9 protein-coding genes are annotated in these 12,606 nt (G+C 45.5%); 7 read left to right on the forward strand and 2 right to left on the reverse strand.

Annotated elements, in window-relative coordinates; all coding sequences use genetic code 11:
- Positions 1-46 precede the first annotated feature (46 nt).
- Positions 47-715, forward strand: a complete 669-nt coding sequence (locus QUB04_RS10525) for a hypothetical protein (RefSeq protein ID WP_333283940.1) — start codon at positions 47-49, stop codon at positions 713-715.
- Positions 716-904: 189 nt separating this feature from the next.
- Here the strand turns inward: QUB04_RS10525 and iscB are convergent, their stop codons facing one another.
- Positions 905-2,176 (reverse strand): RNA-guided endonuclease IscB, encoded by a 1,272-nt coding sequence (iscB, locus tag QUB04_RS10530; protein WP_333283942.1) that lies wholly within the window; start codon positions 2,174-2,176, stop codon positions 905-907.
- A 323-nt stretch (positions 2,177-2,499) separates the two neighbouring features.
- On the opposite strand from iscB, the gene QUB04_RS10535 reads away from it, so the two are divergent.
- The 5 genes from QUB04_RS10535 (at position 2,500) to QUB04_RS10555 (ending at position 10,495) form a co-directional block, all read left to right on the forward strand.
- Positions 2,500-3,822 carry a four-carbon acid sugar kinase family protein gene (locus QUB04_RS10535; protein WP_333283944.1) on the forward strand — a complete coding sequence of 441 codons (1,323 nt, stop codon included), beginning with the start codon at positions 2,500-2,502 and terminating at the stop codon, positions 3,820-3,822.
- 425 nt (positions 3,823-4,247) lie between these two features.
- On the forward strand, positions 4,248-5,399 hold the full coding sequence (ldpA, locus tag QUB04_RS10540; protein ID WP_333283946.1) for a circadian clock protein LdpA: 1,152 nt from the start codon (positions 4,248-4,250) through the stop codon (positions 5,397-5,399).
- Positions 5,400-5,528: 129 nt separating this feature from the next.
- Positions 5,529-7,295 carry a R3H domain-containing nucleic acid-binding protein gene (locus QUB04_RS10545; RefSeq protein WP_333283948.1) on the forward strand — a complete coding sequence of 589 codons (1,767 nt, stop codon included), beginning with the start codon at positions 5,529-5,531 and terminating at the stop codon, positions 7,293-7,295.
- Between the two features lie 557 nt (positions 7,296-7,852).
- Entirely contained in the window at positions 7,853-9,361 is a 1,509-nt protein-coding gene (locus QUB04_RS10550) for a CheR family methyltransferase (protein WP_333283950.1), read from the forward strand.
- 3 nt (positions 9,362-9,364) lie between these two features.
- Entirely contained in the window at positions 9,365-10,495 is a 1,131-nt protein-coding gene (locus tag QUB04_RS10555) for a chemotaxis protein CheW (protein WP_333283952.1), read from the forward strand.
- Between the two features lie 305 nt (positions 10,496-10,800).
- Here the strand turns inward: QUB04_RS10555 and QUB04_RS10560 are convergent, their stop codons facing one another.
- Positions 10,801-11,010 (reverse strand): hypothetical protein, encoded by a 210-nt coding sequence (locus tag QUB04_RS10560; protein WP_333283955.1) that lies wholly within the window; start codon positions 11,008-11,010, stop codon positions 10,801-10,803.
- Between the two features lie 99 nt (positions 11,011-11,109).
- On the opposite strand from QUB04_RS10560, the gene QUB04_RS10565 reads away from it, so the two are divergent.
- The gene (locus tag QUB04_RS10565; protein ID WP_333283957.1) at positions 11,110-12,534 is read left to right on the forward strand and encodes a methyl-accepting chemotaxis protein; all 1,425 of its coding nucleotides are present in this window, start codon (positions 11,110-11,112) and stop codon (positions 12,532-12,534) included.
- Positions 12,535-12,606: the final 72 nt, after the last annotated feature.

Below are 12,606 nucleotides of genomic sequence, written 5' to 3' on the forward strand. Positions count from 1 at the left end.
TGTTCTACTACAAAACTTTATAATTAAGAAATATTTGTGAAGATTTATGCGAGCTGACATTCAGGGATTAGAAATTACTGTCGGTGAGCTCAAGCACCTCACAGGCGCGGGGCCCGATCGCGTATACCGGCCGCCGACAGCGACTAAGTTTGCTCGCGAAGCTTTGAAAACTGTCGGTTTAATTGTTTTGCTTCTAATCAGTTGTTGGCTGCTGGTTGCGATATTTCCTAGAGCTTATTTGTTGTGGTTCGCCCTCCACTTGGTTGCGATACTCGGTTTAATCCTTGAGGATGCGTGGAAAATTCGATGCAGTCGGCAAAACAAAGATTTAATCAATCTTTTTGATGATGTGGATCGCTATAATGGTATAATCCAAGCGATCGCCATTAATGATCGGATAGAAGATGCTGGCAATGCGGAAGTCAAAATCGGCGATCGGGCAAAAGTCATTCAAGCCTTGCAGCTAATCAGAGACGATTTAGTTCGAGCGTTGAAAACCGAAAGAATTCTCAGGGAAAACAAAAAATTTGTCGCTACTAACTCCGAATTGTTTGCCAATAATTTGAGAACTTTGAATGCCCTGCAAATTAGCGATCGAGCCAGCGAACAAGGACGATTGCTCAACGAAGCTTTGCAGGTAGCCGTGGGAGTTCAAGCAGAAATGAAAAAGTTGCAAGAGCGAAACGCTGCTAATTTTAAAAATGGCAAAAGTTAGTAGCGTGCAAGGCTGCGTGCGCCTCTTACCCAGTAGCACTATGCAGCTTACTGAACCGATCGAACTCAAACACATTCTCCAAATTATAAGTTATGAGAATTGTGAAACAAATATCATCTGTCTTCCCCCTTGGAGACTCCCGCTGTACCTGTACCCAGGTCAGCGGTGAGAGTCCAAGGGGGGCAATGTCTATGCTGCATACGAATAACCATCCTTTCTGTGAATAATTGAACAATATTTGTAGCTAATTCCCGACACCAATTCGGATGCGGAAATATTGAATGAGCCACTCGTTCTTACGGCAACACGTCCAACGTATGTACCAATTTTTTTGCCAGAGGTAACGACTGCTTTGACGATATCTCCCGTTTGAAAACCTTTGACAAACTTAAACCGGGGAACATAACGAGATGGGAAACCAAATTTGTCGGTACGGCACATTTGGCGTGTCCCGTGTCCAGTTGCTTTAATTAGCAACGGTTTGTTTGTTAAAACTTTCAACGATACAATGCTCCCGACGCAAGCTGCATCTAGCCAATGAGTTTTAGCTAAATTCAATCGAGTGCGGTTGAACTTCGTTAACCCACCACTACCAGTAGAAACAGGGAATCCAGTCCTACGAAGCCGATTAAATAAGGCCCAGCGAGTCGAATTAACTGCTGCTGCATCTTTTAAAGGACGTTTTGCTTGAGACAAAATCCGTTTCAAAATCTCATGTTTTTTCGAGAGAAACTGCTCAATATCTTGACTTCCTTTCTTGATATTGCATTTTTCGCAAGCAAGACAAAGATTAGAAATGCGATTAGATCCGCCTTTGGCTTTGGGATGAATATGTTCGACTTGTAGGGCTGTATCAGTAACGCCACAGTAAGCGCACTTTCTGTCCCATTTGTTGAGCAAGTATTCGCGGATCTCGTAGCCATGCAAAACGCCTTGTTGGTACTCGGTTCCACTAATTTCTGGATTCTCTAGTTGCTGCAAATCGAACCGGACAAGTTCTTGAGCAATAGAAGTAATGGGGGCAAGTTTTATTAACTTAGTCACCCAAGTTAGAGTTGTCTCGACGCGATGCTGCAAGCTCGGAGCTAACCAACCTTTAGGGCGAGTCCTGTTTAAAAATCTGGCCCGACGATAGCGGGTATGGCGGTTTCTTCTCCCTCTACGCAATGAACGACGAGATTCAAGACTGGCTTTAATAGTTTGACCTCGGTGTGTTATCTCTGCGCCAAAAATTACGTTCTCTCCTTGCACTAATGCAATTCCCGTAATTCGAGAGCCTGGATCTATTTTGAGTGTGATTGGTTCTTGCGGTAGTGTCACCTCTACCTTGAGAATAATTATGAATGGATACCTTCTAAAAACAGCAGCTTTGCCATTGTTTAACAATTTACGCGCCAATCCTGGGTGGATTGGATTGAGCGGTCGCTTTTTGGCATCAAGTACAAAAACAAAATTAGACATTGAAGTCCTCCCTCGCGGGGTAATGTTTGCTTTGTCAATGTTTAAGGTCGGTAACTATATCAAAAGCACTGGCTTAACCCTTACACCTGTTTAACTTCTGATTTCTAGGGCCGAAAACTAGCACGCATCTTCGGGTAGGTACTTGAACACTTGCCTTAAACGTAGTGGGCGAACCACTGAGACTGGTCAACTAGGCAATTTCTGTGCCCGCACTGTATCGGTAATCCGATCGGTGCCGGGTGATTGACAACTATTGTAAATTTTTTCCTGTTACGTAACAGGTAAGGATATCTTGGAAAGGTGACGTTAACAACCAGGTCAGTATGTCTTCTGCCAAACCCAAGATTATAGTTCTCGACGACGATCCGACAGGTTCTCAAACCGTGCACAGTTGCTTGCTTCTGACACGTTGGGACGAAGACACCCTGCGTTTGGGGCTGCGGGACAAGTGCCCGATTTTCTTCATACTGACAAATACTCGATCGCTAACTCCCGAAAAAGCAGCCTCCGTCACCCGCGAAGTGTGCCAAAATCTAAAAAGGGCGATCGCCAGCGAAAAAATCGAAGACTTCCTAATAGTTAGCCGTTCCGATTCTACCCTGCGCGGTCACTATCCCATCGAAACCGACGCGATCGCCGAAGAACTCGGCCCCTTCGACGCCCATTTCCTAATTCCCGCCTTTTTTGAAGGAGGCAGAATTACCCGCCACAGCGTGCACTACCTAATAGTTAACAGTGTCCCGACACCAGTACACGAAACCGAATTTGCCAAAGATTCAGTCTTCGGGTACAGTCACAGTTACCTGCCAGACTATGTAGAAGAAAAAACCAAAGGTCGCATCCCCGCTGATGCAGTCGATCGCATTTTACTCGGAGACATTCGCTACGGAAGTTTAGATCGACTGATGGATATGACAGACAACCAATGTGCGGTTGTTGACGGCCAAAGCCAAGGCGATTTAGACACATTTGCCAAACACATTCTCAATGCAGTCAGTCAAGGCAAAAAGTTTTTATTCCGCAGCGCGGCGAGTATTTTAACATCCTTAGCTGACCTCGGCCCGCAGCCAGTAGCAGCCGACGAAATGGCAAAATACGTCAGGGGCGGCAAACCCGGTGCCGTAATAGTTGGTTCCCACGTTAAGAAAACTACTGAACAATTGGAGCGCTTGTTAAAAGAACCCAATATAGTTAGCATTGAAATAGATGTCTCTCACTTGTTAGAAGATTCACCAGAGTATCGCACCCAACTGCTCGATGAAATTCTCGAAAAAGCCCGCAATTCTCATGCCGATGGCAAAACGCCTGTAATTTATACCAGCCGCAAGGAACTCGAATTTGAAAATACCGAAGTCCGGTTAAAATTTGGAGAGGCGGTTTCTGCTTTATTGATGGATATCGTGCGGGGACTGCCTGCCGATATCGGGTTTTTGATTAGCAAGGGCGGCATTACTTCTAATGATGTTTTGAGTACAGGTTTGGCGCTCAAAAGTGTCAGGCAAATTGGTCAAATTATCGCAGGTTGTTCGGTGGTAAAAACCGAGGCCAACCATCCTCTGTTTCCCAATTTACCAGTTGTTTTGTTTCCGGGAAATGTGGGGGATAGCCATGCTTTGGCTACGGTTTACAAGCGGCTGAGCAAGTAGTATAGCTCGTTGAATCGCCGATTAACCCAGATGAATTTAGCTTCTAGTAAGGGAGTAGACAGTTCATCTGCGGTTGGTCGATGGGTTTCCATGCTCGATCGAACTTTATGGGAACTGCCACTGCACGACCACTTCAAAAAAAATCTCTAGCCTACTTTTTCCTTGCCAAATGCACCAAACTATGATACTATAGAGAGTCTGTGTGTAACTAAAGCCGATCGCCCCATCTCCAAATCCCGCCTTAGCAGTCGCTCTCCAAAAAATCAAATTTAGGAAAAAAAATTAAGGCAGAACTCTACATATAGAGCCAACAGCGCCACAGCTACTGCTATCAGTAGCGTTTCCAGCTTGTATCAGCCTAAATTTTAAAATTAAGTAGAAATTTTCACATAGTAATTTTCAGCTCAAAGGATTAGCATATAAGGGTGACAGAACATTATCATCCCCTAAACTCATTAAAAGATGGCCATTGGTTCAAGCTGATCTGTGGGGCGAGCTTTCAACACCTGCCTGCTGTACGGAATCTCACCTTGGCTTACACCTTAGCAGGCGCTGACTGTATCGATGTCGCGGCAGATCCCGCCGCCGTCGCCGCAGCGAAAGAAGCCCTACAAGTGGCCAGCGACTTACAGGCAAGAACTCAAAACCGCAGGTTTGGCGGCAAAGGGTTGCCGTTGCTGATGGTGAGTTTAAACGATGGGGAAGACCCGCATTTTCGCAAAGCCGAATTCAACCCAGCCGATTGTCCGGTGGACTGCTGGCGGCCGTGCGAAAAAATATGTCCAGCCGAAGCAATAGTTTTTCAGAGTGCTGGCAGTGGTTTTTCCGGGGTGATAGACCAGCAATGCTATGGCTGCGGTCGCTGTCTGCCGATTTGTCCGAGCCAACTGATTTATACTCGTTCTTACGTGTCTGCTCCCGCCGCGATCGCACCTTTAATCTTGCAATCCGGTGCGGATGCCCTAGAAATTCACACGCAAGTAGGCAGAGAGGCAGATTTTGCGCGACTTTGGTCGAGCATAGCTCCCTGGGTCGCTCAACTCAAGGTAATAGCAATTAGTTGCCCCGATGGAGACGGTTTGATTGATTATTTGCGGACACTGTATCAAATAATTTCCCCCCTCCCTTGTCCCCTAATTTGGCAAACGGACGGTAGGCCAATGAGCGGAGATATCGGAACAGGAACTACTAGAGCCGCGGTCAAACTCGGTCAAAAAGTTTTGGCTGCCCAGTTGCCGGGATACGTGCAACTTGCAGGCGGCACTAATGCTCACACTGTCAGCAAGTTGAGAGCCGAGGGACTGATGAAGGATGCCGGGAAAAATTTGTCAGTTCCCCCTGTCCCATACATTGCAGGTGTAGCTTACGGCAGCTATGCCAGGGTTTTGCTATCGCCAGTTTTAGAACAATTAGAAACAATGCAGACCGATCGAGCCTATGCCGTTCCGGTGGCAGTCGCGCGGTCAGCAGCCGGAGTTCAAACATCTCGGCTACCTCAGCTCGAAGCCGTCCCAGAACTTCTCTCACAGGCCGTGAGTTTAGCTTGTTCTCTAGTTTCCCAGCTCAAAGAAATTTAGTCATTAGTCATTAGTCATTAGTCATTAGTCATTAGTTACAAGTAAAAAACAACTGGCAACTGGCAACTGACAACTGACAACTGACAACTGACTAAAAAGTTGAAAAAGTCACCGAACACATCGAGGCGAATGCAGATTACAGACGACCTCAACAGATTATTAGACATCGTGCCAGATGAGATCCGGCAGCCCTTAGAGCAGCACCCGCAGCGCAACAATCTCATTGAGATTGTCATGGATTTGGGCCGCCAACCAGAAGCTCGTTTTCCATCCTTGGCCGAACCTCTTTCCCAAACGCCGGTTTCCAAGGCACACATCAACTATTGCATCGAGCGAGTCGGCCACTTCGGCGGCGACAACCGAGCCGGTATCGAGCAAACCCTGCACCGAATTAGCGCCCTTCGCAACCGCAGCGGCGAGATTATCGGCTTGACGTTGAGGGTGGGCCGCGCTGTGTTCGGGACGATCGGCATTATCCGCGATTTGGTGGAAACCGGTCAGTCAATTTTGATGCTCGGCCGCCCCGGAGTCGGTAAAACCACGGCCCTGCGCGAAATTGCCCGCGTGCTCGCCGATGACTTGGAAAAACGGGTGGTAATCATCGACACCTCCAACGAAATTGCCGGAGATGGAGATATTCCCCACCCAGCGATCGGCAGAGCTCGCAGAATGCAAGTTTCCCGCCCCGAACTCCAGCACCAAGTCATGATCGAAGCAGTGGAAAACCATATGCCGGAAGTGATCGTGATTGACGAAATCGGCACGGAGCTCGAAGCTTTGGCGGCTCGGACGATCGCCGAAAGGGGCGTGCAGTTGGTCGGTACTGCCCACGGGAACCGGCTCGAAAACTTGATGAAAAACCCGACTCTGGCCGATTTAATTGGGGGCATCCAAGCGGTGACGCTGGGAGATGACGAAGCAAGACGGCGCGGTTCTCAAAAGACGGTTTTGGAGCGCAAATCACCGCCAACTTTTGAAATAGCCGTCGAAATGCTGGAACGCCAGCGCTGGGTAATACACGAGCGAGTTGCAGATTCGATCGACACTCTGCTGCGGGGACGCGAACCCAACCAGCAAATCAGAAGCGTCAGCGAGACAGGAGAAGTAATTATCGAGCGCGACTCAGCCGCTCCCCCCGCCCGGTTTCCGGGGATGGCAGCTTCCGGCGGCCCGGCTGCTGTATCGGCAATCCGGCCCGTCACACCGCTCTCAGGGTGGCGGAGTGCTGGCAAAATGGTGCCGATGCCCGCTCAAGGCGAGAACTTCGCTGCTAAAAGCGCGCCGGTTTCTGAGACTCGGTATTTCGAGCAACTGCTCGAAGAATCCCTGTCCGTCGAACCAGTACCCACCCCCGGACGCTATTCCCATAATGTCGGCCCTAACGGCGAAGATTTGCCCCTCCACGTTTATCCTTACGGCATACCTCGACACCAGCTCGAACAGGTGATTTCGACGCTGAATCTGCCGGTGCTGCTGACGAAGGATATTGAGAGTGCTGACGTGGTTTTGGCTTTGCGATCGAACGTTCGGAACCAGTCGAAATTGAGGCACTTGGCCAAAACTCGCCAAGTTCCCCTGCACACAATTAAGGCCGCCACTATTCCCCACGTAGCGAGAGCTTTGCGGCGCCTGTTGGACATGGATGACCCAGGTACCCCGGAAGTGGCAGACCTCGCTTTATTCGCCCGCAGCGGTTCTTCTGACGAGCTCGAAGCTCTCGAAGAAACCCGCTTAGCAGTGGAGCAAATTGTCATTCCGAAGGGACAGCCGGTGGAACTCCTGCCCCGTTCTCCCAACGTCCGCAAAATGCAGCACGAACTTGTGGAACACTATCACCTGAAATCCCACAGTTTTGGGGAAGAACCCAATCGCCGCCTGCGGATATATCCAGCTTAAAGTGGGAGGTTGATGCCTGTGAAGGTAGAAGGTAGAAGGCAGAAGGGAGAATTTTTTCCTGGCTTCTGTCTTTTACCTTTTGCCTTTTTCCTTTAAGTAGCTGACCACTTTCTGATATGATGTTGTGTGATACTGTTCTTGTTAAGGCGATCGGCTAAATTCCCAATTTCTAATTTCCAATTCCCCAATTTCCAATTACCAATACTTCGACTGCACGAGCTTACAAGTTCCCCAATTCCCAATAGTTCAGCTACGCACTTCCCTTCGGCTCCCTTTGGCTTTGCGAACGGACGAGCCGCAGGCTAGCAGCTATGCTCAGCACAAACTCAGCAACAGCTCAGTAAAAATTCCCAATTTCCCAATTATTAAAAGAATCTACCTGAGTTGAGATGAATGATTCAATAATTCAGCTATTTATTAACTTAATTACTACTCAGATTGGTTTGCGAATTCGCTCGCAAGATCGTTCGGCTTTGTCTCACAAAATTTTGACTAGGATGAGAGCAAAAAAAATCGCCGAACCCGAAAAATATTATAAACTTTTAACTGCCACAACTTTGGAAAGTAAAAACGAATGGACAGAATTAGTATTGCTATTAACAACAATTGAAAGTTATTTTATGCGAGATAAAGGACAGTTTGCTCTGTTAAATAGAGTAATTTTTCCTGAATTGATAGAGCAGAAAAGAAAATTGCACAAGACCTTGGGAATGCAGCCGACCCTGCGAATCTGGAGTGCGGGGTGCTCCACCGGTGAAGAACCTTATTCTTTAGCTATTGTTTTAAAACAGTTGATTCCCGATTGGGAGCAATGGAAAATATTAATTTTAGGTACAGATATCAATGAAAAAGTCATCAAAAAAGCGCCCCAGGGAGTTTACAGTCATTGGTCGTTTCGCTTGGTTGAACCGCAGATACAAAAGCAGTATTTTCATCAGAGGGAAAATGATTGGGAAATTAATCTAGAATTGCGCCAAAGTGTAAACTTTAGCTGTGTAAATTTAATCACAGATGAGTTTCCTAATATTTACCAAAATCTTTATAACATAGACTTAATTTTGTGTAGAAACGTTTTTGTGTATTTTGAACATAAGTATATTTCACTGGTACTGAAAAAATTTTCCAATACCCTGAGACCTGGAGGATATTTAATGACCGGTCACGCTGAAGTTTACGGTCAAATTATGAACGAGTTTGAACCCAAGATTTTTCCGGAGTCGGTGGTTTATCAGCGTCGGGAGGCAGTACCGGAGGAAGGCGGTCAAATAGAGTCTAGGGTTGCAACGGTAGGGGAAGCCAACTCGGCATTTCGGGAATTCCCGAAAGCAGATACTATGGGCGATGATAGTGGTGAGTTGCTAACATGGGAAACGATGCCACCTAGTGTTACTACTAACAGCAATTTTACAGAGATAGAGATGCCGCCCGTATTAAAAATAAGTAATCCGCTGGGGAAGATGCTGCCATCTCCCTATCTGGAGGAGGGCTTGCCGAACAATGCCGTTTCAGTTACAGAAAAAATAATAGCAGAAAATACTCAAAATAAAACGCCTCAAATGCTAATTTTAGAGGCTAAAAAGTCATTTAAGAATAAAAATTATGCTGAGGCGCTCAACAAGGCACAAGAGGCAATAGACTTGCAGGGACAGAATTTTGAGGCTTATTATTTGATGGCTCAAGTTCAGGCAAATTCCGGCAATTATTCTCAGGCAATAGAATACTGTAATCGAGCTAGAAAAGTCGATCCTGGCTCAGTATTTACTGATTATTTACAAGCTCACATTGCTGAAGAACAGGGGCAATTGGAAACAGCAAAGAATTTATTAAAGAGGACTATTTATATGTGTCCCTCTTTTGTTTCAGCTTATATAGAACTAGGGAATATATACAATAAAGAAGGTCAAGTAAAAAGAGCTATTAAAATGTACAATTCATCTTGTGAAATCCTGAAAGCACTACCGCCAAATACTCCCATAGATTCACAGGGAAAAATGACAGCTAATCAAGTGCTGATGAATGTTAAAAAAAAATTGTTAAAATTATACAGTAAAGAAACTGTACACTAAAATATGGAAACTAAACCGTATCTTATTTTTGAACAGAACGGTTTTCTCTGCGGTATAGAAGCCTGTTACGTTCGGGAAATTTTCTTTCTGCCGGAGTTGACAGCAATTGCAGAAGCACCTCAAGATATTGTTGGGGCGATCGACCTTCGGGGCGAAATTCTGCCCGTGATGGATCTGAATCTTCGTTTTGGATACGTTTGGCAAGAGTATTCTGTGACAGATAGTACGATCGTCCTAGAGTGGCAAGAATCGAAACTCGGTATAATTGTCAATCAAGTTCGCGAAGTTAAGGAAATCTCAGAAGATGCCATCACTCCGCAGCTATCTTACGGGCGAGATAATTCAGAAGCCTCTCATCATTTTGTAGCGGGATTGGCCCGCTGCGAAGCCGATATTATCATGCTGCTGAATCTCGATTCCTTAATTAGATATTCTCCCAAAAAGTCAGAGGAAAGCTGGCCTCTTTCTCCAAGCAGTGCAGGTAGTGAAGAAACAGCAGGTGAGGCAGAGACGAAAAATTTAAAGTGGCAAATAAATGGAAAATGGTTAGGCGAAAATCCTAAAATTCTGAGCAAGCGTGACGTTTTTTGCCCGCAGGCTACGCCGGAAGAAAAGGCAATTTTTAAATTGCGGGCTAATAATTTAAGGCGGCAAGGCGAGGGGGAAAATGGTGCTGCACTTAATATGTCTTTGGCAGTGTTTGCTTTGAATGGCGAATACTTGGGTATTCCTTTAGATTTAGTGCGCGAATTTACTGACATTGGTCAAGTAACTCCTGTTCCTTGCACTCCAGATCGCATAGTGGGAAATATAAATTTACGGGGAGAAATTGTGACGCTAATTGATATTCGTAGTGTTTTAAATATGTCTTTAAATATGTCGGATGCTGCCAATTATCTCTCTAAGGCGATCGTTGTTGAAGTTGGGGATTTAGTCACTGGTATAGTTGTTGACGAAATATTAGATATTATATACTTAAATGTGTCGGAAATTGCGGCTGTTCCGACTGCACTGTATTCTGCCAACCGCGAATATCTAAGGGGGACAGCTCTTTACGGGGAAAAAATGATGGCTATTCTGAACTTGCCCAAACTCCTTACCAAAGGAGGACTTGTTGTTGATGAGGAGGTTTGAATCAACAAGTTATCTCAATTATATCAATTCTGGTTGCACGATCGCGATGATTGTTGAGGTTTCACGGTTGAGACTGAACGATTGACAGTGAGTCGAAAAGCTGCAAATTGCGCTGATATATGGAAGATACATATGGAGACGACTTGACTCGACTTTACCACGACGATGCTAGCAGATTTTATCTTATATAGTGCGTCTAAATGAGTTGTAAAATTAAGGTATGTCCACTCCCCCCGTGCTTAAGCGGATCGGGGTAGGCACTCTTGCCACTAACCCTACCAATCTGCATAAATGATTTAGACTTGCTATATAGCAACCGCCAATACGGTGAGGAAGTTGTTCCTGGCCCCAATCATGGATTTTATTGCTTTTTCCTTCTTTTTAACTTGCCATTCGACTACGATCAGGGGGCCGATCGCGCCCTGATCGTAACCGAATGGCGATCGGCTTCGCCTCCCCTGAGCGTAGTCAAAGGGAAGCGAGCCGAAGCGGCTTCTTCCTTCTTCCTTCAACATACGCTATACCAAATCCCCTCGCTTTTCAAGCCATATTGGACTAAAATTAAGGAGAAAAATATGTTTGCTAACTTAATAAAATTCAATATTAGAAAGAGAATGCTGCTTGCATATGTAGCGCCAGCAACTATATACTTGGGTTTTCCCGTGCTAGTTTATACAACCACTAATCAGGTATTGAGTAATTTTCAAGAAGTAGAAAGGATCGAAAATGTGATCAGACACACAAATAATATGTCTGCAGGTGCCGAGCAAATGGTACGGGGGTTGCGCGGGTATTTAATTAATAATAAAAACACGGACTTTTTAAATGATTTTCAAACAGGTTTAGAATTAGCTCGCCAGTCGGCTAATAGTGTTGAGTCAATGATCCAAAATCCTGAACAAAAAGAACGTTTAGAGAAGATGCTACAACTCTGCAACCAATATTATGAGAGTTCTAACGAAATGATGGTTTTTTTACAACAAAATAAGATGGCGGAAGCCGTGGCTATATTTAACACCGGAAAACAGACAAAATTTGTGAATGAATTTGTGGAAGTGAATAAGCAATTTCGCGACATTGAAGTCAATGCGATTAAGCAAGCCACCGCAAAAACGAAGGAATCTTTAGTTTTCTTGCTCTGGGCTGTGGTATTTGCTTCCGTACTTTTATTGGTGTTAGGTACTATTATAGCTGGGTTGATTTCGTCAGGAATTGCCCAAACTATCGATCGGGCAATTAGCTCGATCGCCACTTCTTCCACTGAGATTGCAGCCACCGTGGAAGAACAGGAACGCATGGCAAGTCAGCAAGCAGCTTCAGTAAATCAAACTACTACAACAATGGACGAATTGGGAGCATCTTCCAGGGCGACATCACAGCAGATAGAAACAGCCGTGGTTCAAGCAATGCAAGCTTTGAATTTAGCGGGAGGTGGCACAAAAGCTGTAGAACAAACTTTAGAAGCAATGGCCACTCTCAAAACTAAAGTTCAGGATATCCAAGGACAAATTATAGAGTTGAGCGAACAAACAGATCACATTGGTAATATCTCAACTGTAGTTAGCGATTTGGCCAATCAAACTAATATGTTAGCACTCAACGCTGCTGTGGAAGCCGTGCGGGCGGGGGAACATGGCAAGGGGTTTGGCGTGGTGGCGTCAGAAATTCGCAAACTTGCCGATCGCAGTAAAAAATCTGGAGCGCAAATTAATCTATTAGTTGCTGATATTCAAAGGGCGATTAACTCAACGGTAATGGTGACAGACGAAGGAACTAAAACAGTGGAATCCGGCGTGAATATTGCCTCAGAAACCGCAGTGGCATTTGCAGGAGTTGCGAATGCCATTAACAATGTGGTTTTGAGCTCTCAGCAAATTTCTCTGAATGCCAAACAGCAAGCGATCGCGATCGAACAGGTAGTGCAAGCTATGAACTCCCTCAATCAAGCGGCAGCCCAAACCGCTTGCGGTATCAGTCAAACTAAAGTCGGCACTCAAAAATTGAATGAAGCAGCCTTAGATTTGAAAGCAGTTTTGTAGGAGATCGATGAATTATGAGTAGTTCCCAAAAAAGGCCCAATATATCCTTAAAAATTAAATCAATTGCTTTGG

Source organism: Microcoleus sp. D2_18a_B4 (assembly GCF_036702475.1).
In the GTDB taxonomy this organism is placed as follows: domain Bacteria; phylum Cyanobacteriota; class Cyanobacteriia; order Cyanobacteriales; family Microcoleaceae; genus Microcoleus.